Source organism: Paenibacillus xylaniclasticus, from assembly GCF_004001065.1.
GTDB classification, from domain to species: Bacteria; Bacillota; Bacilli; order Paenibacillales; family Paenibacillaceae; genus Paenibacillus_T; species Paenibacillus_T xylaniclasticus.
This window is the reverse complement of sequence record NZ_BIML01000013.1, coordinates 165284-187210: the sequence shown is the minus strand read 5'-3', so window position 1 is coordinate 187210 and position 21927 is coordinate 165284. Positions and strand designations below refer to the sequence as shown.

22 protein-coding genes and 1 tRNA gene are annotated in these 21927 nt (G+C 50.7%); 10 read left to right on the top strand and 13 right to left on the bottom strand.

The features are described 5' to 3' along the window. The first annotated feature begins 168 nt into the window (after positions 1-168). The 5 genes from PXY01_RS14425 to PXY01_RS14410 all read left to right on the top strand — a co-directional run bounded on the left by PXY01_RS14425 (position 169) and on the right by PXY01_RS14410 (position 3000). On the top strand, positions 169-1368 hold the full coding sequence (locus tag PXY01_RS14425) for an MFS transporter (RefSeq protein ID WP_246027941.1): 1200 nt from the start codon (positions 169-171) through the stop codon (positions 1366-1368). Positions 1369-1383: 15 nt separating this feature from the next. Then, positions 1384-1989, top strand: coding sequence for a TVP38/TMEM64 family protein (locus tag PXY01_RS14420; RefSeq protein ID WP_127570710.1), 606 nt, complete (start codon positions 1384-1386; stop codon positions 1987-1989). Between the two features lie 20 nt (positions 1990-2009). Continuing rightward, complete coding sequence (locus PXY01_RS14415; protein ID WP_127570709.1) at positions 2010-2345, top strand: zinc ribbon domain-containing protein; 336 nt, start codon at positions 2010-2012, stop codon at positions 2343-2345. Between the two features lie 105 nt (positions 2346-2450). Continuing rightward, positions 2451-2594, top strand: a complete 144-nt coding sequence (locus tag PXY01_RS22395) for a hypothetical protein (RefSeq protein ID WP_164744433.1) — start codon at positions 2451-2453, stop codon at positions 2592-2594. Between the two features lie 112 nt (positions 2595-2706). After that, positions 2707-3000 (top strand): transposase, encoded by a 294-nt coding sequence (locus PXY01_RS14410; protein WP_373864295.1) that lies wholly within the window; start codon positions 2707-2709, stop codon positions 2998-3000. Positions 3001-3083: 83 nt separating this feature from the next. On the opposite strand, the gene PXY01_RS14405 is transcribed toward PXY01_RS14410, so the two are convergent. The 4 genes from PXY01_RS14405 to PXY01_RS14390 form a co-directional block, all read right to left on the bottom strand. Further along, the gene (locus PXY01_RS14405; protein WP_127570707.1) at positions 3084-4127 is read right to left on the bottom strand and encodes an FUSC family protein; all 1044 of its coding nucleotides are present in this window, start codon (positions 4125-4127) and stop codon (positions 3084-3086) included. Beyond that, the gene (locus PXY01_RS14400; protein ID WP_127570706.1) at positions 4124-5272 is read right to left on the bottom strand and encodes a DNA alkylation repair protein; all 1149 of its coding nucleotides are present in this window, start codon (positions 5270-5272) and stop codon (positions 4124-4126) included. Before PXY01_RS14400 ends, PXY01_RS14405 begins: the two co-directional genes overlap by 4 nt. 203 nt (positions 5273-5475) lie before the next feature. Next, the gene (locus tag PXY01_RS14395) at positions 5476-6246 is read right to left on the bottom strand and encodes a sporulation protein (protein ID WP_127570705.1); all 771 of its coding nucleotides are present in this window, start codon (positions 6244-6246) and stop codon (positions 5476-5478) included. Positions 6247-6316: 70 nt separating this feature from the next. Continuing rightward, complete coding sequence (locus PXY01_RS14390) at positions 6317-8170, bottom strand: ATP-binding protein (RefSeq protein ID WP_164744432.1); 1854 nt, start codon at positions 8168-8170, stop codon at positions 6317-6319. A 231-nt stretch (positions 8171-8401) separates the two neighbouring features. Between PXY01_RS14390 and mscL the strand changes: the two genes are divergently transcribed. Beyond that, the gene (mscL, locus tag PXY01_RS14385) at positions 8402-8872 is read left to right on the top strand and encodes a large conductance mechanosensitive channel protein MscL (protein WP_127570703.1); all 471 of its coding nucleotides are present in this window, start codon (positions 8402-8404) and stop codon (positions 8870-8872) included. Positions 8873-8926: 54 nt separating this feature from the next. Next, positions 8927-9562 carry an NUDIX hydrolase gene (locus PXY01_RS14380; RefSeq protein ID WP_127570702.1) on the top strand — a complete coding sequence of 212 codons (636 nt, stop codon included), beginning with the start codon at positions 8927-8929 and terminating at the stop codon, positions 9560-9562. A gap of 105 nt (positions 9563-9667) precedes the next feature. Here PXY01_RS14380 and PXY01_RS14375 read toward each other — a convergent pair whose 3' ends face one another. The 4 genes from PXY01_RS14375 to PXY01_RS23335 form a co-directional block, all read right to left on the bottom strand. Further along, positions 9668-10177: a hypothetical protein gene (locus tag PXY01_RS14375; protein ID WP_127570701.1), complete on the bottom strand. Its 510-nt coding sequence runs from the start codon at positions 10175-10177 to the stop codon at positions 9668-9670. 130 nt (positions 10178-10307) lie between these two features. After that, positions 10308-10727: a hypothetical protein gene (locus PXY01_RS14370; protein WP_127570700.1), complete on the bottom strand. Its 420-nt coding sequence runs from the start codon at positions 10725-10727 to the stop codon at positions 10308-10310. A 234-nt stretch (positions 10728-10961) separates the two neighbouring features. Beyond that, positions 10962-11037, bottom strand: a tRNA-Thr gene (locus PXY01_RS14365). Between the two features lie 87 nt (positions 11038-11124). Beyond that, entirely contained in the window at positions 11125-12837 is a 1713-nt protein-coding gene (locus PXY01_RS23335) for an ATP-binding protein (protein ID WP_127570699.1), read from the bottom strand. 131 nt (positions 12838-12968) lie between these two features. Between PXY01_RS23335 and PXY01_RS14355 the strand changes: the two genes are divergently transcribed. Next, positions 12969-13400, top strand: a complete 432-nt coding sequence (locus PXY01_RS14355) for a hypothetical protein (RefSeq protein WP_127570698.1) — start codon at positions 12969-12971, stop codon at positions 13398-13400. A gap of 108 nt (positions 13401-13508) precedes the next feature. Here the strand turns inward: PXY01_RS14355 and PXY01_RS14350 are convergent, their stop codons facing one another. The 4 genes from PXY01_RS14350 to PXY01_RS14335 form a co-directional block, all read right to left on the bottom strand. Then, positions 13509-14231 carry an EAL domain-containing protein gene (locus tag PXY01_RS14350; protein ID WP_164744431.1) on the bottom strand — a complete coding sequence of 241 codons (723 nt, stop codon included), beginning with the start codon at positions 14229-14231 and terminating at the stop codon, positions 13509-13511. A 220-nt stretch (positions 14232-14451) separates the two neighbouring features. Further along, positions 14452-15372 (bottom strand): M15 family metallopeptidase, encoded by a 921-nt coding sequence (locus tag PXY01_RS14345; RefSeq protein ID WP_246027940.1) that lies wholly within the window; start codon positions 15370-15372, stop codon positions 14452-14454. A gap of 129 nt (positions 15373-15501) precedes the next feature. Continuing rightward, positions 15502-16941, bottom strand: coding sequence for an HD-GYP domain-containing protein (locus PXY01_RS14340; RefSeq protein ID WP_127570696.1), 1440 nt, complete (start codon positions 16939-16941; stop codon positions 15502-15504). Between the two features lie 18 nt (positions 16942-16959). Then, positions 16960-17856, bottom strand: a complete 897-nt coding sequence (locus tag PXY01_RS14335) for a multicopper oxidase family protein (RefSeq protein WP_127570695.1) — start codon at positions 17854-17856, stop codon at positions 16960-16962. A 402-nt stretch (positions 17857-18258) separates the two neighbouring features. Between PXY01_RS14335 and PXY01_RS14330 the strand changes: the two genes are divergently transcribed. Further along, positions 18259-19545, top strand: coding sequence for an S-adenosylmethionine decarboxylase related protein (locus PXY01_RS14330; RefSeq protein WP_127570694.1), 1287 nt, complete (start codon positions 18259-18261; stop codon positions 19543-19545). Positions 19546-19625: 80 nt separating this feature from the next. Here the strand turns inward: PXY01_RS14330 and PXY01_RS14325 are convergent, their stop codons facing one another. Next, on the bottom strand, positions 19626-20678 hold the full coding sequence (locus tag PXY01_RS14325) for a globin-coupled sensor protein (RefSeq protein ID WP_246027939.1): 1053 nt from the start codon (positions 20676-20678) through the stop codon (positions 19626-19628). Positions 20679-20950: 272 nt separating this feature from the next. Here PXY01_RS14325 and PXY01_RS14320 point away from each other — a divergent pair, with 272 nt between their 5' ends. Next, complete coding sequence (locus tag PXY01_RS14320) at positions 20951-21823, top strand: SDR family oxidoreductase (RefSeq protein WP_127570693.1); 873 nt, start codon at positions 20951-20953, stop codon at positions 21821-21823. Positions 21824-21927: the final 104 nt, after the last annotated feature.

Here is a 21927-nt window from a genome sequence, read left to right as displayed (position 1 = left end):
AACCAGGATTGTATTTCTTCCCCACTGTAGCATAGGTATGAGATCGATTACATCGGCTGCAGGTCACCTTTACTCAAGCTGCACCCTGTTTTGGATATTTTGGGCCAATGTCCTATAATGGAATTGGAGGTGACATCCTCCATATACACATCGAAAGGGCAAACTGTCGTGACCGATAAAATCTTCCGATGGTTCGATGCGGAAACAATCCTATTCTCTGCCATTCTGTTTCTGGTTGAGTTCATTCGAGGTGCAGGCGTCATCAGCTTCATGCCGATTTACGGCGAACAATCACTTGGTTTGTCGCTGGATGTCATTGGCGTGGCTGTCACCGCCCACTATATAACAGATACCGTGCTCAAATTGATTATCGGTTACCTGCTTGACCGACTGTCTGCTCGCATCGTTGTGCAAGTCGGCTTGTTCCTTACGACAGCCGGGATCGCGCTTCTTCCATACAGTCAAAGTCCATGGCTTTTTATTACCGCCTCCGCTCTGTTCGGCATCGGCATATCCCCGATTTGGATCGTCTGCCTTACCCGAGTGTCGAACGAGCGTCGCGCGACGCAGATGGGCTATTTATATACGATATGGTTCGTCGGATTAGGTGCAGGACCGATCATTGCAAACATTATGCTCGACTACAGCACGCAGCGAACTTTTCTAGTACTGCTGATCATGTCGATTGCAGCTTTCGCGCTTTCACTTCTTATGAAGCGCGGCCGCGCGACCGGCGTCGTGACGATTCCATTTCGACAGCAGCTCGCTATTCTTCAGGAGAAGCTGAGGCAGATGAAGCTGCTCCTGCCCGGCATGATCTTGCAGACGATCGGCGCCAGCATGCTGGTGCCCGTACTGCCAAGCTTCGCTTCTGAATCGCTCGGACTGACCGGAGCGGAATATTCACTGCTGCTCCTTGTAGGCGGCGGATTCACCGTTGCGGCTCTCATGCCGCTCGGCCGGCTATCTGACAAGCTCGGAGGGAAGAAATGGTTTCTTGTCTTCGGCTTCGCCATCTTCGCGATTGCGCTGTACTCACTCGCTTTCGCGCCATCCTTCGGCAGCTGCCTGCTGCTTGCGGCCGCGCTCGGGTTGTCGTATGCAGCTGTACTTCCTGCTTGGAACGCCCTGCTCGCGTCCTATGTGCCGCCGAAACAGCAAGGGCTTGGCTGGGGGATATTTTCTACCGTTGAAGGCTTAGGCGTCATGATCGGCCCTATCGTGGGAGGCATTATCGCGTCCCAGCTCGGACAACCCTCCGTCGTCTGGTACAGCGCAGCGCTGTTCGGACTGATCGGATTGTTCTATTTATGGTTTCCGTTCCACAGCTTTACCGAGCAACAATCCTATTCCCGTCAGAAAGGCTAAGGTGACCCTACACGAATGAATGAACTGCAAGACTGGCTTACACAAATCAAAGCGCTCGATCTAGAGCATATTGAACGAACTTTGCGCAGCTACAAAGAATTTGGCCCGCTCCCCGGGCTGCTAATGCCGATTGCGGAGGCGCTTATTCCAGCGCTTCCGCTCATCGTCATCGTCGCCGCGAACGTGAACATTTATGGCCTATGGTACGGCTTCTTGCTGTCTTGGCTCGGAGTCACGATCGGGGCATCGATTGTGTTCTGGATTGCTCGCAAGCTCGGCCGACGTCTTGGCCAATGGTTCCGAAGACGTCTTCCGAAGTCGCAAAAGTTCTTTAACTGGATCGAAAATAAAGGCTTTACACCGCTTTTTCTGCTCGCCTGCTTTCCTTTTACTCCGTCTGCACTCATTAATGTTGTCGCAGGGCTGAGCACACTGCCATTCCGTACGTTTCTAATTGCGACCTTACTCGGAAAATCCGTCATGATATTCAGCATCTCGATCGTCAGCGCCGACATTTCGAACCTTGCCCGGGAGCCTTGGCGGATCGTCGTACTCTTAACGGTATTGGCGGTCATGTGGTTTGGCGGCAAACAGCTGGAGAGCCGTTACCAACTTAAATAACACAGGAGGCTTGTCTAAACATGGCGATGAGCATCAATTGGTATTCAGCAGGAGCAACCATCTTCGTCCTGCTCATTACATTTGCGCTGGTAGGAGCCATGTTTCTATTCGTCAAGCTGTCTACCGATGACTCTGAACGATTCAAGGAATTTAAAGAAATGATCGAGACGATCTTCGGCACACCTGCGCATCTTCGACCGAGTCCGCCCCCCGACAGCTCTACCGCAAACACTCAAGCAGGTGCCGCTCAATCGGCAGCGTCACTTGAACCGTTCTCGGAAGCTTGTCCCGCTTGCGGCGAAACGGTTACCGAACAGCATCCGAGCTGCCCATCCTGCGGTCTTCGGCTCCTATAATTCAATTCTGCTCATAACATTGCTCCTTCCGTGGCACACTGTTGAAGCAGCATGGCGCATGGCCGGATGACCGGCTATGCCATCATGGAAGGAGACGATTGCGACATGGCTGAGAAGAATCCGTCTAACAAACAAATCGCAGCGAGCAAGCAGCAATCGCTCGCTGACCGGGGCCGAGCCAGCAAAGCAGCGGCGAGCGAGCTTCAATCTGAAGCCGACCGTGCAGCGGTACCGAAGCACGGACTGTGAGTTATGCTTGGCGCTTACTCGCTAAGCTGGTCGCAAGGCTCTATGCGAGTGAATAAAAGTACTCCATCACCCTGGCAGCCGGCTTTCATGCAGCATGAAGGAGGACAACCGTGTGAGCTCTAAGAACAAGAATATTGAAATGGACCCGATATCCGGTGAGCAAGTAGAAGTTGAAGGCATATACCGTAACGAGTGGGGCCGTGAGGAGAAGATGGAGCGCGGCCAGCTGTTCCCGTCCGACCCGATCCTCGGAAGTACAGAATGGGAATTGGTCGAGCTTGATTTCGATAATCATCACAAGGGCCACACCGATCCGCGGCTCGTGCCGAAGGACGATGATGATAGTCCGGAAGCACATATGCAGCACCCTCGCCGCCATCCTCAAGATACACGGACCGAGAAATAGCAGCACGAAGAGTCATCTGCAGCAGCAAAAAGCCCCAAGCATTGTCTCTGCCTTCATGTAGACAATTGCTCGGGGCTATTTCGTTATCTGCCAAGCTTCTGCGGGTTCTGTGCCTCACGCTGCAGCACCTGATCGATCAGCTTCTCCAGCCTGCGCAAGTGATAGGCGTATTCGAACATCGCCGACGCAACGAACATAAGCCGCTTACGGCTCTCGTCCGTTTCTCCAAAGTAGTCGACTAACTGTGACGCCAGCCTTGCCTCTCTCGCTTCCTCCGGCTCTATCGTTGCGCTGGGCTTCATCTTTCCTTCCGACTTCAGCAAAATTTGCTCATGATACTTCGTTAAGTCCTCGATATGACGGTCGAAGCGATGCGCCCACTCGTCTGCTTCTGGAGCGGCAAAATAATGCTCTTCCACTGCATTAAGCAGATCGCCGCCCTTTTGCAGCACTTTAATCATTTGCTTCGATACGACGAGCTGCCGTGCTCGAATCGCCTTACGCTTCGGCAATAGCGCCCGCTCCTCCTCGAAGACAGAGAACCTCTCCTCCAGCTTGCGGAGCGTCGCCTCCAGCCGTTCCTTCTCGTTGTTGAATACCTGCTCCTTCATTTCGTTAGATACCGCGGTCCGCAGCAGCAGAGACAGCTGATCAAACGCATGGTGAACCTGATCAGAGAATTGCTTGCGAGGACGCGGTGGGAATACAGCAACGTTGACCACGAAAGCCGAGCCCATACCGGTCAGCACCATCAGAAATCGGTCAAGCGCGAACGTAAGCCCTGCATCGTGCGCTTCCATTACCGCAACAACCGTCACGAGCGTCAGTCCGATCGTACTTTCCATCTTCAGCTTAATACTAAGTAAGATGACTAGAATACATATGAGTCCAATTGCGATTGGTGTAGAGCCGAACAGCCGGACGGCAGCCAATGCTACAGCCGCCCCAATAATATTCGTCTGCAGTTGATCGCTTATTTGCTGCCAAGAGCGGTAAATCGAAGGCTGAATCGTAAAAATAGAAGCTACCGCTGCAATGAGCGGAGAAGCGAAGCCGAGCAGCCCGCTGACGTATATCGCCAGCGCTACGGCCATGCCGGTCTTGAGCACACGCGCTCCAATTGTCATCGCTGCTCCTCCCCTTCAGCTGCATGCAGCGATATGAAGGTTTCGGCTGCTTCCTTACCGTTAATCCACAAAGCTATCCGATGTTCGCCGGAGAATAGCTTGCGGGTCGACAGCTCCCGCCAAGCATGCCGCTTCGTGCCTTTCAGTCGAAGCGCATCCGGCAGTATAGGCTTGTCCGCCAGCAGGAACCGCTTATGTGAGAGCTTGCCTGCCGGACGTACAAAATCAATACTATACTCCAGCCTTACACGGCTGCCAGCCCCCTCGCAAGGGAGCTGCACGTCATAATAAAGCAGCGTCTCCTCGCCGATTGTCACTTCGCTGCGGATCGGTTCAAACTGATGAATCTTTGCAGCCAACCCGTTCGAGCCGTTATCCGTCTGCTCACCATTCTCACCATAACCGAATAACGACATTATAGTAGGCTCCGCTTGCTTTACCAGCGTTCGGCAGCCCTTGCGTACAATCCAATCGGTCAAGGGATGTGTTCCGAACCAGCGCTTGGCCGTACGTACAACGACATCCGGATGAACCTTGCTAATATCGTTTAGATGATTCGCTACGCTCTTGCGAACGTACAGCGATTCATCACAACGCAGCTTCTCCAGAATCGGAAGCGCTGGAGACGGATCGCGTCTTAACATCGGCAGCGCCGGTGCCCACGGCAGAAGCGGTCTGCATCCTTCGCTTGCGAGACGGCGAATATGCTCATCCTCGCTGTCCGCCCATGCCAGCATAGCTTTGAGCGTACGCTCTGGCTGCTCCAGAATAAATGGCCGAATGGCAAATTCAGATGTTGAACGGCTCGTGAATCGCTGCAGCATGCTCATCGACAGCTCCCAATGAGCCTCGTCCCTGCCGAACACTTCAATAAAATCCGGGAAGAACAAATAGGCAAGTCCGATACATTGTTCGTCGATCGCGCACAGCACCTCAACTGCCTCTTCAAAGCGGCTTGGCAGCGTCTGTCCAAGCGATAGCGTAATGCGCCTCATTCGGCCTTTGAGCTCAAGCTGCTCCCATCCTTCTCCTATCACAAGCTGAGTAAACCGTTCGGCCTGAAACGGCGGCCACGCCTCGCGAACTAATGCACTGAAATGATAAATAAAATTGCCGTCATAAATGTTCTTCAACGGCTCAGCCATACGTTTATCCTCCTGCTCTTAGCACCTGTAAATAGGCTATTTGCCCTGATTGTCACTCCGATTATATCGAACGAGCTTTCCCTAAGCCAAGCAATATCTTCTTGTTGAAGCAAAGCAAAGAGGCCGTCCAGTAAGTCAGTGAATACTGACTGACGGACTGCCCCTTGTGTTGAAGCGAATGCAGAAATTTAACCTCGTTACGCCTAGCTGTAACGAGCAATAATATCGGCTAATTGATGCGCTATAGCATCCGGACCTTGCGCAAGCTGCCCGTTCGTGAACGTGACGCGGACGAAAGTCTCGTCCATATCCAATGCTTCGGCCAGCCATCCACCGAGTCCACGCGCCTTGCGGTCGACCTGAACCAGCAGCTCCAGCTCATGGCCGCGGTTAAAGAACGTCAGCTCAAGCTCGTCGAGACGTCCACGGAATTGACCGCCTGTCGGCACGAATTCAAACTCCTGAACGAACGGCAAACGTCCGCCCAGACGGGAAGCGTACTGGCACTCCGCCTCCCGAAGTCGGAAGCCAAGCCGTGATATCGCCTCCAGCACCGTATGCTGCCCTTGGGTCGGAATAACCTCGATCCGGTCATTATCGCTAGGGTCGACAGCGTTGCGCACCTCTAGCTCCGTCTTAATCCAAACCGGTGCGCGGCCGATTGTGAGCGGCGTTTCATGCGGAAGCAGGAACGAGAACGGCACTTCCTGACGCTCATTGGCTTGCAGCGTAAACGGTCTTGTAACGTGATAACGTCCGAGCTCTGCACGATGGCGGTGTTTATGATCATCCGTTTCCCTAATATATTCCGTCATCACGAACAGCTCGATCGTCTCCACTTGTTGATCAACGTTTCCGCCCTGCATTCTGACGACGCCGCGAACCTCTTCACCTGGTGCATAACGGGACTTCTCCAGTACTGTATCAATCTTTGCATTACCAATCCCAATGCTGGCCAAAAAACGGTTAAACATAAATACCGCCCTCCAATATTCGTTAATCGTCTGTTTTTACGCTTCGAGCTCATTGTACGTTTCGAAAAAATTACGAATTCCGCATCCCTGCGTTGATTCCATCTGTATCCCATACAGCAGACCGAAGAACAATGCCAGTAGGCGTCTTCGATCTTCGGGTCAGCTTCTCTACTTCTGTTCGATCCAGCTTTGTTGGTGCCGAATATGGGAACGATATCGTAAACGTCGTTCCATGGCCCATCTCGCTGCTTGCATGAATTCGGCCATGATGGTTATCAATAATCTTATAGGTTACCATCAGACCCAGTCCCGTTCCTTTGTCTTTCGTCGTATAGAACGGCTGGCCCATCTTAGCCATCTGCTCCTTCGGAATACCGGGACCTTCGTCGGTGATGCGGGTAACAACATAGTTGTCTTCCAGCGTGCTGGTAATTGTAATCGTACCGCCGTCGACCATCGCTTCTATCGCATTTTTTAGTACGTTGATAAACACCTGCTTGATCTGATTCTCTACACCATACACCCACAGCGGCTCCTGCCCTGAATCGACAACGATTGCCGTATTGTGGAGGGAGGCCTGTGCTTCGAGCAGCATGACAATATCGTCCAGCACCCGTCTAGTGTCATGGTAGGTCAGTTCATAGACTTGCGGCTTAGATAGCATGAGCAGCTCACTAACGATGGATTCTATGCGACTAAGCTCCGATTTCATAATTTCATAATAATTTCTGCCGTTGCTGCGGCCTGACGAAATGAGCTGGAGAAAGCCTTTCAGCGAAGTCAGCGGGTTGCGGATCTCGTGCGCTATTCCTGCGGCAAGCTGCCCGGCAACATACAATTTTTCAGAATTGATCAGCAGCTCCTCGTTCTTCTTCCGTTCAGAAATATCGCGGACGATCATTTGGAACGCCGGCCGACCGGCCAGCGTCGTCGGCGCCAATATGACCTCAGTGTCGATCTTATTGCCACTAACTGTGAACCACTCCAGCTCCACAGGTCCGTAGGTCTGGCCCGGTTCCAGTGTACCGATCTGACGAGCCGTCTCTTCGTGATGCTTCGGAAGGAGGAATAAATAAATTGATTGACCTACCATCTCCTCAGGCGTAGAGGCATTGAATAAAGCGAGCCCTGACCGGTTCACATATTCCCAATGGTTACCGTCAAGAATCGCAATCATATCGATTGAATTCTCTACCAGCACCTTATAGCGCTGATCGGCTTGGCGGTATCTGCGATCCGTTACCCGCGTCATCACGCTAATACCAAGAATAACCAATGTAGCAACAGCCAATATGATCGCAAGAATCATATAATATTCATTCAACCTTTCACTCGTTAACAGCTCGCTGTATAAAATGTTGACGCCCTTCATCCCCAACATGTGCATCATCATGCATGAGCTGCCGAGCACAATGCTCGCCGGCCATACGGATGCCTCAGGATTCATCTCATGCAGCAGCAATGCGATCGCCGAGCCGATCAGCATAATCGCAATTGATAACAAGAATAGAATGGGGTCGAATTGAATCGCTTCGACTGGCCCGGACAAACGGCTCAAGTAATGAAGCATACAGCCGCCGGCGCTGAGCAGCAAAGTTGCGAGTGTAATGCGTGCGGTAAAATTAGAAAGACGTTCCGCTCCAAGCGACAGGAAGGAGAAATAAGAGCAGCCAACCGCAACAATAAGCGTAAGCAGCATTTGGGTGTTAATAAAGGAATATTGATCGGTTGACAGCAGCGATAAGAAATGCATAGACCAAAAGCCAATGCCCATGACGGCCGAGCCGCCTAACAGCCATACTTGCCGCCTTCTCTCCTGCTCTCTCTTCAAGTGGCCGATCATCGTAAACATCGTGAACGACGAAAAAACGATGATAACAAGTGCCAAAATTAAGAAGACAAGCAACTCGGTCCTTATGCTCATGTTTAGGTAATCATTCATAATTTTTGAACCAAACCTTCTCTATTCGATCTCTTCGTCGTTTAGATTCGACAATTTACCTACAAATCCTTTTTGTATTGCCATTTTTTTCTTAGTAACAAAGTCCTGAATGTCATAAATTTGCTTGATCGCAATGAACATTGCCCAGGACCGCTGGTCGGATTGGGGATATTGCGGGTATAATGTACTGAACAAAAGAGAAGGAGCGATAACATGAGTTCATTATTAAAAGAGTTCAAGGCATTCGCTGTCAAAGGCAACGTCATTGATCTTGCAGTCGGTGTCATTATCGGCGGCGCTTTCGGCAAAATCGTCACTTCGGTCGTCAACGACCTGATTATGCCCCCTATCGGCGTCCTGCTCGGCGGAATGAGCTTCACGGATCTGTACATTAATCTCAAAGATATCGACGAAAGCGGTAAAATGTCCTTAGCGCAAGCACAAGAAGCAGGCATTCCGGTACTGGCATATGGCCAATTCCTCAACGTCGTGCTCGATTTCTTGATTGTAGCCGGATGTATCTTTTTCCTTGTCAAAGGATTGAACAAGCTGCAGCGTAAGCCTGAGGAGAAGCCTGCCGAACCAACCGAGAAGGAATGCCCTTACTGCTTGTCTCAAGTGCCAATTAAAGCGACGAGATGTAAGCACTGCACCTCTCATCTGGAGGAGGCCGCCAAAGCGTAAGTGTACTCGAAGCTCAGCATTTTATTCGATGACGCTCGTTGGGAGGTAAGGCAATTGAAAGAGGAGCAGTTTGATATTTACGACGACAACATGAATCCAATCGGACAAGCAACCCGTTCCGAGACGCATAAGCGCGGCTACTGGCATAAATCATTTCACTGCTGGCTGACTCGGCGGGAAGGCGAGCGGCAATACGTACGATTCCAGCTTCGGCAGATGTCCAAGGATACGAATCCCGGCTGTTACGATATAACCGCAGCAGGCCATCTTTCAGCGGGTGAAACAGTCAAGGATGGCGCTCGCGAGCTGGAAGAAGAACTGGGCATTACCACCTCTTTCGAGACGCTTGTCCCCCTATTCGAATGGCGTGAAGACGCTAGCGGCACCGCCAAAGGCGTTCCCTTCATCGATCGAGAGCTTAGCTATGTATTCGGCCTTGTATGCGATACGCCAATAAGTGAAATGAAGCTGCAAGCTGATGAGGTTGCCGGACTGTATGAGGCAGATCTATCTTCCATGCTCGAGCTATTCGAAGGGCGGATTACAGCAGTTGAGGCACATGGCATTCGCCAAGGGCTGAATGACTTGTCCTATTCGACAGAGACCGCCATCGTGCAGGCGGACCATTTCGTGCCTCGGGATCGTGCCTACTATATCCGAGTGCTCCAATTGCTGCGCAGCCTCACCTAGCCTCGATCGGGCTGCACAATCGACGCTAGGCCAGCCTTGCGCAGCTGGCAGCTTCACCATAATATGACCATACCGCTCGGCATCCGCTTCTGCATGAACGTATTGTTATTCCTCGTTCGTCATCGGACGCCGGGCTCTTTGACGTTGGCCGGTCGCGCGCTCCCAATTCGCGTACCAATTGTCAATCAGTCCGTGAATACTATAGAACACCGTGTTTCGAGGCGCAAGGTCAAAATCGTTAATATCCGGCTCCCGGTATATTCTTGCTGCCGTCTGATGGATACACGCATGCAATTGACTCGATTCAATGAATCGGCCAAGCTCGTCAAGCGTCCGGAACGATTGCGGCTGGTTCACGATCCTGGATTCGGCAGCGCGATTATAGCAAGGCGCATTACGAATGGCTTCCGGTACTTGAGGCCATGGCGCCACATAGCGGGTATCAAGTCCCTGCTGTTCATACCAAGCCAGCGCTCGCCTAATAAACGAGCGATGAAAGCGGAGAAACCGCTCTCCCCAGCCAACTGGCACGAACGTTCCGTTCACATGATTGGCATGATGCCATACACGATGCTCCTCCAGCAGCTGCCGTGGGAAATTCGGTATCAAAGGCATCGGTTGAATACCTCCTTTCACCTAAGCCTATCTCAAGCTCGTGCTGTAGCATATGCAGTCAGCACGCCAGCCGTTCCACAACACAAACGGCCCCCGTTAGGGAGCCGCTGTTCGTTTATTTCACTGCCCGTTACCACCAGCTTGACCATTCCGAACGGTTACGTTCAATACAGATATCGAACGTAACTTTTACTTCACTCATTCTGCCGAAACGGCAGCTTACTCGAACGCAATCGAAGCCGCCTGACCTGAAGAAATCGACCACTTTGCAATCACAGCCGCAATGCTTCAGAATCATCTCCACCACACAACGATCGTGGCGGCGAATCGCTCTAACTAACTCCTCGGCTACTCGTCTTTGTTCAAGCAATCCAAAAATGCAGTTGAGCTCTTGACCAGCATCTTGAATGGTATCGACAACTTGATCATCTTGTCTGCTGCGGTGATCATGATCGCATCCGCAAGAACGCGATCCTGCACTCGCATGACGCTTGGATACACTCTGGAACCGGACATTTGCAAATTTCATTCCGCCTTTTCTCATTGACATTCCATTTCCTCCTTCCCGTCATACTCACCATATCGTATGCCAGGACATGCAAAAGGTATGGACAAGAACTAACCGATATTCGCGCAATGTTAGTCCCGCGCCAAGACAGAGCGGCAAGCCGTGAACCGGCAAGCGCGGATCAATACGGAAGCCAGACGTTCTTTAATCTACAATAAAGTAAGCACAACACAAAAAAGCGCGATTCCCACGGGAATCGCGCATAAATTACGAAAGTGGTGCTGATGAAGGGATTCGAACCCCCGACCTACGCATTACGAATGCGTTGCTCTACCAGCTGAGCTACATCAGCATGTCCGACTTCTTAATGGACGTTGTCGCATCGGCGACTTTTATAATATACCTCGCCGGCGAACAGAAGTCAACACTTTCTTCAAAATTATTTTTCTACATGTTGTTCGGGCTCGGATCGGATCGGCAGCCGCAAAGTGAATGTACTGCCTTGTCCCTTCTCACTATGCAGTGACAACGAGCCGCCAAGCAGCCTCGCGAGCTGCAGACTGATCGACAGCCCGAGGCCGGTGCCGCCGTATTTGCGGTTAATCGCTCCGTCCTCCTGCTGAAACGCCTCGAAGATCAACTGCTGCTTCTCCTCGTCGATACCGATCCCCGTATCCTCAACAGCCAGCGTCAACCACTGCTCTACTGCCGTCTGATTACGGTTCACCCGCTTGGCCGTCTCAGACATTTCCTTATGCCTGTCGACAATCCCTACTGTCTCATTATCAAGTAAATCAGGGGCTGCCTCTTCTTTCCCGGTTGCTTCGCTGCGCTTCAGCGCCGATATTGCAGGCATCACGGTGGCAGCGTACATTCGCTTACGAATTCGTCCCTTTGTCGTCTCACCAGAGCGTACAATAATACCAGCATTACTTGGGCGAGCCCGGTACAGAGCAGATGTCCAATCGCGCAGCCTTCGCCTAGCCGCTGCATTCTCCTGCTCAACCGCCGTCTCCACTCCAACCCGCAGCGTCACACCCCCCTGCTCCGTGAACTTAAAGGCGTTATTCAACAGGTTACGCATAATTTGGTTCACTCGCAGCGCATCGGTATAGAGAGTATCCGGCACATCCTCCCCGAATTCAACGTTAAAGTCAAGTGACTTCTGATCCGCAAGCGGCTGAAACATCGCCTGCATCATCTGTACGAGATCAAGCGAAGAGATCGGTTCGATGACGATATCCATTTTGCCTGCTTCGACCTTGGACAGATCCAGAATGTCGTTGATTAACTGGAGCAGATCTGTACCTGCCGCGTGAATAATTTCACCGTAACGGACCTCATCCATCCCATAGCGTTCATCGTCGTTATCGCTGATTAGCTGAGACATCAGCAGGATGCTGTTCAAGGGTGTCTTCAGCTCATGCGACATGTTCGCCAGAAATTCCGATTTGTACTTCGACGCCAGCATCAGCTGACGAGCCTTCTCCTCCAGATCACGCTTCGCTTCCCGTAATTCCTTCGTCTGGCGACGGAGAATGATGTTCATGCTCCTTAGCTCATCGAAACGCAACTGCTCCTTATGAAAGTCCCGGATCATAAAGACGAAAAATCCACTTAGCAGCGTCGCGAGCGGCAGGGTAATCGGTACGACCTCCAGCCAATACACGCGAAAAGGAATAGAACCAAGCAACGAGATGTTAACGACATTAAGAACGTTGATGGTCACAACTGCTGCTGTCGCTTTCCATACGAAGCGCCAGGTCATACGTTCAAGCCATAGGTTGAGCACAGCAGCGAAGACGCCGAGCAGCATCATATTGAAGCAGCCTGCCCACGATGACTCATCAAGGCCAAACAACAGCCTGCCGACACCGATACCCGAGCCGATTGCAATAAACGTAATCGGTCGGTTGAAGGTGAGCACAGCCATAATAAGCGGCACAAACCGCAGATCGAACAATTGGGAATCCCCGACACGAAGGCCAAAAAGCATCGTCACCCAGCCCGCCAGTGTAAATACGATAATCGCCAAGCCGTACTTCGTCCGCTTCGTTAGATTCGGAAACAAATACTTGTATCCGATATTGAACAAATAAGCAATTGTAATGAGAACGCACAGATTAATAAAAAACACTTCGGAGAACGCCACTTCGCCGTCTCCCTCCTCTATTGCACTTGAATGCCGCTACTGCTTATTGTACACAATCGACTGCCTTGAATCACCGCCAGGCGTTCGCCCGCATACGATAGAGCGACAGCATACCGCCGGGAGGGTAACTTGTGGAAAAACCAAGCAAACAGGATAAGCTCATTAAACCCGCGAAACATGACAAGTATGATAAATATGAACAATTCGATAAATACGGGCATCATAACTATTATGAAAATTACGATGACAAATATAACAAAGACTACAAGTACGACAAGCAAGTTGTCATCCATGAGCATAAAATTTTGTATAAAGCGGACGCTCAGCATGTCAAGCATGTCCTTGATATCCGTAATAAAATCAATCCGATCTGCGGCAACCATATGCACCGCCATGTAGTAGTCGAGACCGTCGACGGCCATAAATATACTGGCGTTATCGTACACGTTGACGAGCGCTGCTTGTATCTGCAGTGCGCATGGCAGGATCCACGCAGCTTTATGCCGTATAACGTCATTCTTCCACTCGTATTATTCGAGCTCCTTGTCATCTCGCTGCTGTAGCCTCGGCTTTATTGTGCATTAAAAAATACCGTCACGCGGCTGCAATAGCACCGTGACGGTATTTAGAAACTCAATCCGGGCCCAGCCAACCAAGCTCAACCTTGCTCGCTAGCTGCAGGGCAGAAGCGCCGGACGGCCGAGCCAGAAGCCTTGCCCAAGCTTAACACCAAGCTTACGGGCCGTCATCCAATCCGTCTCTGTCTCAATTCCTTCAAGGATAAGCATCGGGTCCCTTTCGCACAGCTTCGCCATCAAATTAACGACTCGCTGCTTCTGCTCCGATTTCGATAACCCTTGTGCAAAGTAGCGATCCAGCTTCACAATATCTGGATCCAGCTCAACAAACTTTCGCAGCGACGATACTCCCTCTCCGGTGTCGTCAAGTGCGATTCGAATACCTCTTTCGCGCAATAAACCGGTTCCCAATGCAAATTCTGGCGTATCCCATAAATCGGTTTCTTCAGCAGACTCATTCAGTTCCACTACAAGACGGCTGAAGTGCTGGACATAAAGCTCCTCCATTCGTAACAGAAATGACGGGAATAAAGGGTTACACAACGTTGAAGGAAGAAGGTTCACAAATAGCTGCTGCCCCTGTGACACACCTTCTTCGCCAAAGAAAGACTCGATCGCCGATTGGAACGATAACGTATCTAATTGGAACAGTTCCCCACGGAGTCTAGCCGACTGAAACAGCTCGTTTGGTACAGCGCCGACTTTACTGCGTATCAGTGCTTCGTAACCATACACGGTATTAGATTGTCCGTCTACGATTGGCTGGAAATGATGGAACAGCTCCTTATAATCGAACGGTTTTATATCAATAGACATAGGCATAACGTTCCTTTCTTCTGGCTAAACCGATTGTTTCTGTATTTGTTAATAAAGCCTCAATATTAAATATCAAAAGGAAACTTGTACCACATAAAATTCGACATAGATCGACGATTTCCTACTTTATACCTGACTTTATTTTCGTACCAGAAAAAGCCGCTGACTCGACTCCTTTGGAATCGTATCAGCGGCTTCAGCGGCGCTTCTATGATTGTATTTATTGCTGCTCAATATATTCCTCCAGCGTCAAACCGGCGGATTGAATAGCGGCTGCCGCGTCCGTACCTACATAGCGCAAATGCCATGCCTCATACATATAACCCGTTATTTCCTCTTTATCCTCGGGATAACGAATAATAAATCCGTATTCATATGCGTGCTTCGCTAACCATTTCGCTTCATCCGTTTCCGCGAAGCAAGCTTCCGCAGCACATCTGCCGTCTCTGCCGGATACGTCCATCGCTAACCCCGTCTGATGCTCACTGAAGCCCGGACGAGCACTATACCTCGATGCCGCTTCCAAGCCATCGCGCTCCACATAATTGTTGAACAGCGTCTTCTGCCGCGCTTCTGAGCGGTAACCGGAAACGCCGGCCAGCTCTATACCATCTTTCTTCGCACCGTCAAACAACAGCTTGAGCGCATCCGCTGCCTCACGGCGCATTTTACGCTTGTCCGTTAGCTCGCTAAAAATAAACGGAACGTCCGGATAGACCAGATCGTCCGGCTCGTATCCTGATGGAAGACCATGCGTCTTGTTCACTAGTACCGTGATACTATCAGGATCTGCAGCCGTCACGACGGCATTGTCCTGTACAGTGCCGCCTTCCTGCTGCTCTCCACTGTCAGCATTCGGCTTCGTATTCTGTCCCTCACCGGCTGATATATTAAGGTCTCCTTTATCCGCAGGCATCTGCCCGGTTGATGTTCCTTCCTCCTTATTCTTAACTGCATCTGCAGAAGAAGTCTCCGATAGCTCAGGCTTGTCCGATTCTGGATTCTGCTCCTCCTTAGATGCCAGCTCTTCCCCGCTTTCAGCCGAGGACGTTCCTGAATCTGAATTACCCGTCGCCACCATATAGGTGCCGCCAATAACAATAACCGCTCCGATCAGAGCGGCCCATATCCACTTGTTCATTAAAGCTCCCCCATTGTCTGCTATGTCTATGAATCTATCTAATTCATTAGACGACGACTTTCGACAAAAGGTTTCGCTAATCTATATGAATTGACACAAACAATGGTCGACCACCCAGATGCCGCTCCATTATGATTTAGCCAACTGCAGCTGCCGGTCGCTTCCGGATGTCTGACTGAAGAACATCTCGTCCTCCACCGCAAGTTGCAACAGCGCATCGACGCACGCCGGGTCGAAATGCTTGCCTCGCTCCGCTTGAATAATCGCCAGCGCCTCTTGATGAGACATCGCTTTGCGATAAGAACGGGATGAGGTAAGCGCGTCATAGACGTCCGCTACAGCAGTTACTCTTGCAAGCAGAGGAATTCGTTCCTGCCTCAGACGATCCGGATAGCCCGACCCGTCCCAGCGTTCATGATGAGAGCGAATGACGGACAACTCTTCAGTCATAAACCCAAGTCGCTTGCAAATATCATAACCGGAGACCGGGTGCCTCTCGATAATGGCCCGCTCTTGCGGCGTCAATTTGCCAGGCTTATTCAAAATCTCATCCGGCACATTCAGCTTTCCTACGTCATGAACAATGCCTCCAAGCGCAATCGCTCTAAGCTGTTCGTTATTTAATCCGAGCCTCTCGCCTAGACGGAGAGCGTACAGCGCGACTCGGTAATTATGTCCCGCCGTATAAGCATCCCGAGATTCTGTAGCCATAATAATAGCACGAACGCTCGGCGACAGGCATGTTTCGATCCACTCGCGCGGGTTCGCCCGAAACAACTGAAGCAGCGAGGAGCCGAACGCATGTCGATTCGAATAGTGCAGCGTAAGACCGATAAGCGTAAAAAGAACGGATAAGAACAACGTGATGTGGTACATCCACCAGCTAATTTTCCAAGAGACGCCCGTAACCATAATAATCTGCGAGACGATCATTAAGCCGGAGCCGTACACAAGCATAATATGCAGCTTAGAGCCCCATGCCAGGTAAGCCTGCCAGTATCGTCTCATCGTCCATGCTGCTATAGCTGCGATGACGATCGTGACAGAAATTTTGAAGATCGGACTGAATATTTGCCAGTTGTCGAACCACGATGCATTCTGGAACAGAATGTAGCATACCGTCCCCAGCAAGACCGTCCATGCCGGCAGCAGCAGTACGTTGCGGCGTGCTAGAAGCCTAACAATTATGCGATCACTAGACATCGAAGACAGCCACAGCCAGAACACCGATATCAGAATACTCATCTGCGCTGTCGCGCTTGGTAAGCTCGTTGCATGCATTAATAAACCGGGAGTGGCTAATCCGTGCAAAATAAATATTTCGGCCAGCGTAATATAAGCCATCGCGATAAACGTAACCTTGACATTACGCATTCGAATGCCAGCTATACCAACGGACAGCGCCATGAGGAACGCCAATGCTGACACAACGCTAACAATATAGAAGTGACCGGTTGGAGCATGCACCGTCGCATCCATTGAACCAAATATTCGGAGAGCCGCATATATGGCAAGCGGCAGCAAAAGCACAATCAGAAGTATGGTGAGCGTTCTTGCATGATTCCGCAAAAGCTGGTTCCTCCTTACTTAGGAAGTCGATTCGTATTGAATGATCGTGAACATGCCTCCTGTAGGCGGAGTAAAATTGTTCGAGCTGTGATGAGGAATATGGCAGTGAAAAGGCCATCTGCCCGGATTATTGGCAAGAAATTCGATATCCCTCGTTGTTCCGGAGGCAACGCTAATCGTATTCATGACAGGTCGATTGGATTGCTCCAGTCTGTTGCCGTCTACGGCGCACAACGTAAATTGATGCCCGTGCATATGAATGGGGTGTGCATTCATCCCCATGCTGCCAAGCCGGATGCGTACCCGATCTCCCCATCCGACCTTCATCGGCGTTACTGCCGGGAAGCAACGACCGTTCATTGTAAAGAAGTTGAATCCGTCACTCATCGGGTCCAGCTTATAGCGTCCTTGTCGCAGTTCACCCTTAGCCAGTCCAACTAGCTTGAATTCTTGCAGCAAATACACGTAGTCATGTGTGATCGCCGTTTCGTTCGGATCTTTAATAACCAGCATTCCTCCTAAGCCTTGCCCCATCTGTCTAACAACGTCGACATGCGAATGATACATATGCGTTCCCGGTCCATTGGTAATCTGAAACCGGTAATCATAACGTCCGCCAGGTGGAATAAGAGGCGTCGACTCGATGTCAGGCACGCCATCCATCGAATTCGGCACGTCTAATCCGTGCCAATGCACACTTGTCGGTACAGGCAGCCGATTCGATACCCGGAATATAACATCGTCCCCGGGGCACACGACGATCAACGGTCCAGGAATAGTGCCGTTATACCCCCATCCTTCCATCCATATACCCGGCAGCAGCTCGGATATGACAGGCTCTGCAGTCAATTCGAATAGCTTCACACCACCGTCAATTCGACAAGACAAAATCGACAAATCCGGAGCAATGATCATCACGCACCCCTCCGCTCGTCAACGTCCTTGAAACAACAAGTTACCGCTAACGTGTAAAAGATATGCGTTCTATCTTGATTTATACCGAACTATCAGCTTGTCGTAAAGGGAAATTTTCCACAATTTCAAACCGCGTCCAATTTGTAATAAGACGATTATACGACCATTAATCACTTCGCTAAAGCAAAAATCCGACAATATACTGCAGCGAAACAAGAATATCGGTAGTGATGCCAACAGCCCATTTCATAGATAATATCGACCTGCCTGTCCGCGCTTGTATCAAGCGTCTACTCTTTGCCCGGCATACGATAGAGCAATTGGATGAATCGGTAGACGTGTACAGTGAATCGTGTTGTCCCCGGTTCGTCCGACACAACACGATTGAAAGGAGGCGAAAGGATGGACAAGCCTTTCGTCATTACGGTACTTGGAAGCTCGGGAGGCGTCGCTCGGGCTCTGCTTACGCTGTTTGAACATACCTTACAGGACGAACAAGCCCCGCTGCACTCGGTAATCACCCATTCCCAAATTCACGGAATCGACCGCAAACAGAAGCCTCATAGCTACTACCAGAGCTTTGCCCCTCAGCTTATTGGTTCCCATATGAAGCTGCATCAACTTGATCTTACGGATACGGAGTCTTTAAAGCAGCACTGTGTCCGCACGAAGACCAAGCTTGTCATCGACTTGTCCAGAGCCGATACGCGGCGCATGATTGCTTGCTGCAATGAGCTCGGCATCAGCTATGTCAACACAGCTCTTGAGGACACGGAAATCAGCGAAAGACCAGGAGCAGAGACGACAAGCCTGCTTGAAAGAATCGACAGATTCCGTAAAGAGGAGGACAGCTACAAAAAGGTTAAAGCGATTGTCTGCTCCGGCATGAACCCCGGCGTTGTGCAGTGGATGGCCGTGAAGCTAATGAAGGAACGTCCGGACAAGCTGCCGCGGGCAATCTATGTCGTCGAAAAGGACAACTCCTTCTATGCCGATCCGTCAAAGGTTAAGCCGGAAACGATCTATGTAACCTGGTCACCGGAATGCTTCCTAGAGGAAGCGGTATCGAATTATCCGGTCTTCTCCATCGGCGATACGACCTATTTAATTTACGACAACGTATATGCACGGGAATATAAAGTCAAACTCGGAGAGCTATCATTTACCGGCTGCCTGATGGCTCACGAGGAAACGATTACTCTTGCTGACGATTACCATGTCGAATCAGCATTCATTTATCGAGTCAACGACTACACAACCGAACAAATTCAAAGAAACCTCAACCATATCGACAACTTGCTGAAGTACGATCAGAAGCAGCTTCATCCGGAGGACGGCGAGTTAACGGGAGCTGATCTTATCGGCGTACTACTCGTATATGAGGATGATGAGCGGTTCATGTACAACGTGCTCTCGAATAACGAGGCATACACAAAATTTAAAACAAATGCTACCTATGTACAGGTCGCGAGCGGAGCGTATGCGGCGGCTGCCGTTCTTCTGCTTGATTCCGACTCCGTTGCCCCTGGCGTTCATTGGGTTCACAAACTAGCCGAATCCGATATTAGCCGCTATGGTGAATACGTGACCTATTATCTACGTCAATTCGTAACAGGAACGAATGAGCAGTCTATGGGAACCATTTTGCAGAGGGAAGATGTGGAAGGCGCCGTAGAGCCGAAATCCTAACAGAATAAAGAAAGACCCGGTAATATCCGCAGCCTCACAGCTATCTGTGTGACGGTATACCGGGTTTTATCTTGAAAGGTTTAGACCTGCTCCGATTGCAGCTGCTTCAGTTCACGCGCGACTTTATCGATCATTTGGACGAAAGCCGACAGCTCCTGTGAGCTAGCTGCTTGTCCGTCGGCAAGCTGTAGCGTCTGCTTGCTGCCGCTCTCGACCTGTGCAAGCGACTTATAGATTGAGTCTAGCTTGGATTGTATGATGTCAAGAGATTGCTTCGAGTTCGCAGCCAGCTTACGAATCTCATTAGCTACTACGGCAAAGCCGCGTCCCTCGTCGCCTGCACGGGCTGCCTCGATAGAGGCGTTCAAGCCGATCAGATGCGTCTGCTCCGACACTTCCTTCATTGTCGTGCCCAGCTGACCGATATCGCGTACTTGACGCTGAAGCTCCTGGACATGCTCGTTCGAGCTGCGCTGCAAATCGGCCGTGTGACGAGCCTTCTCTGACATGCTGCAGCTGCTTTCGTTCAGCTCCGCAATCATGGTGGTAAGCTCCTGCACCGCCGTATTAACCCGAGTTAGCATATGCTGCTTCTGGTCTACCAGCTGTTGGATCTTCCCTTTCTCTCCTTTTTCATAGGCTTCCAATACGAGCTGAGAATCAAAATTAAAGAGCTTCGAAAGAACTAATACGATCTTCGTCCAATTCGCGGGCTCCGCCTGCTCGATATGCTTCGCCGCCAAATCCAGATAGAGCATATACGTGCCTAAATACCAATTCGATGTAAGTCCGATGCGGGAATGGATGCTTCCGATCTGAATTCGACGCTCAATGAACGGTTCGTCAATGACGCCATCGGTTAACGACTGAAAGTACCAACGCTGTGTTTCTTTAAGACGTTCAAGTGAGCTGTGCTTTTGAATAAAGTCTGCAAGCTCTGGCTCTTGCAGCAGCCGGTTATACAACTCGTCGACGACTTCATTCGTAATGCTGCAGAACAGTGTCTGCTGATCATGCATCAGAGCCAAATCTTCTTCACTAATGCCGATATACGACAGCTGGCGCCGTCTGCTGTCTGTTAAACGAATTCGCTGCCGCCCGCTGAGCGGAACCGTTATATTATTTACATCCACTCCGCACTCCTCCAATGAATATACAAGTTCCAACTCTTGTGTCGATTTAATGCTATCTTAATTCAGATTGAGAACCGTTACATGTTATACATTGTAACATTTATTTCAACAGGGAAAAACGGAAATCTATTACAAGAAATAATAGATTAATAAAATTTCTATACATTATGCGAAAACATAATATTGAGACCGCATGATCCGTACGAATAAAAAACGGACCTTCACCCATAATAAGGACGGAACCATCCTATGCTAAGGAGGCTTAAAGCCATATGAGCCCGTCCACTCCGCAGAAGCATCAGGTGCTTCCGCCTCAGCATCAGAACAGGCAGCCCGGCATCGAATCGGAGATGAATCCTCTACCCGCTTTTGAATCACCCTCCTACAAGCCTGCAGGCAAGCTGCAGGGCAAGGTCGCGCTTATTACCGGTGGCGACAGCGGCATCGGTAAGGCGGCAGCAGTCGCCTTCGCCAAGGAGGGCGCCGATGTGGCGATTGTCTATCTTGACGAGCACAGCGATGCATTAGCAACGAAGACACTCATCGAACAGACTGGTCGCCGCTGCCTGCTGCTGCCCGGCGACATCGGCAACGAGACGTTCTGCAAGGAAGCTGTTGCCCAAACCAATAAAGAGCTAGGCGGCATCGATATACTCGTCAATAACTCAGCTGAGCAGCATCCGCTTCAGCAATTCGAGCAGCTATCATCGGAGCAGCTGGAGCGCACATTCAGGACTAACGTATTCGGAATGTTCTATGTCACACAAGCTGCCATCCCGCTGCTTAAGCCCGGAGCCTCCATCATCAATACGGCGTCGATTACGGCGTACAAAGGCAATCCGCTGCTTATCGACTATTCGGCAACCAAAGGCGCAATCGTCTCCTTTACCCGTTCACTCGCCCTGCATTTGGCCGATCGCGGCATTCGGGTAAACGGGGTCGCGCCAGGACCGGTATGGACGCCGCTCATCCCGGCATCATTCGATGCACAGCAGGTATCCGAATTTGGCTCAGACACGCCGATGAAACGCCCCGGCCAGCCCTACGAGATGGCAGCCGCATACGTCTTTCTCGCTTGTGACGACTCCTCCTTCATGACCGGTCAAATGATACATCTCAATGGCGGGGAGATCGTTAACGGCTAGTGTTCCGTATGATTTGTCCCCTTGCTTGGATACGAGAAGAAGAAGGCATTCATTCTCGAATGAACGAGATGAATGTCTTCTATAATTGTACATCAGCTGCAGCC

Bases quoted from the DNA above. Each gene is read 5' to 3' on its own strand.
- PXY01_RS14420 (WP_127570710.1), top strand. From the start codon at position 1,384: ATGAATGAACTGCAAGACTGGCTTACACAAATCAAAGCGCTCGATCTA.
- PXY01_RS14415 (WP_127570709.1), top strand. From the start codon at position 2,010: ATGGCGATGAGCATCAATTGGTATTCAGCAGGAGCAACCATCTTCGTC.
- PXY01_RS22395 (WP_164744433.1), top strand. From the start codon at position 2,451: ATGGCTGAGAAGAATCCGTCTAACAAACAAATCGCAGCGAGCAAGCAG.
- PXY01_RS14405 (WP_127570707.1), bottom strand. From the start codon at position 4,127: ATGACAATTGGAGCGCGTGTGCTCAAGACCGGCATGGCCGTAGCGCTG.
- PXY01_RS14400 (WP_127570706.1), bottom strand. From the start codon at position 5,272: ATGGCTGAGCCGTTGAAGAACATTTATGACGGCAATTTTATTTATCAT.
- PXY01_RS14395 (WP_127570705.1), bottom strand. From the start codon at position 6,246: ATGTTTAACCGTTTTTTGGCCAGCATTGGGATTGGTAATGCAAAGATT.
- PXY01_RS14390 (WP_164744432.1), bottom strand. From the start codon at position 8,170: ATGAGCATAAGGACCGAGTTGCTTGTCTTCTTAATTTTGGCACTTGTT.
- mscL (WP_127570703.1), top strand. From the start codon at position 8,402: ATGAGTTCATTATTAAAAGAGTTCAAGGCATTCGCTGTCAAAGGCAAC.
- PXY01_RS14375 (WP_127570701.1), bottom strand. From the start codon at position 10,177: ATGCCTTTGATACCGAATTTCCCACGGCAGCTGCTGGAGGAGCATCGT.
- PXY01_RS14370 (WP_127570700.1), bottom strand. From the start codon at position 10,727: ATGTCAATGAGAAAAGGCGGAATGAAATTTGCAAATGTCCGGTTCCAG.
- PXY01_RS14350 (WP_164744431.1), bottom strand. From the start codon at position 14,231: ATGTCTATTGATATAAAACCGTTCGATTATAAGGAGCTGTTCCATCAT.
- PXY01_RS14345 (WP_246027940.1), bottom strand. From the start codon at position 15,372: ATGAACAAGTGGATATGGGCCGCTCTGATCGGAGCGGTTATTGTTATT.
- PXY01_RS14335 (WP_127570695.1), bottom strand. From the start codon at position 17,856: ATGATCATTGCTCCGGATTTGTCGATTTTGTCTTGTCGAATTGACGGT.
- PXY01_RS14330 (WP_127570694.1), top strand. From the start codon at position 18,259: ATGGACAAGCCTTTCGTCATTACGGTACTTGGAAGCTCGGGAGGCGTC.
- PXY01_RS14320 (WP_127570693.1), top strand. From the start codon at position 20,951: ATGAGCCCGTCCACTCCGCAGAAGCATCAGGTGCTTCCGCCTCAGCAT.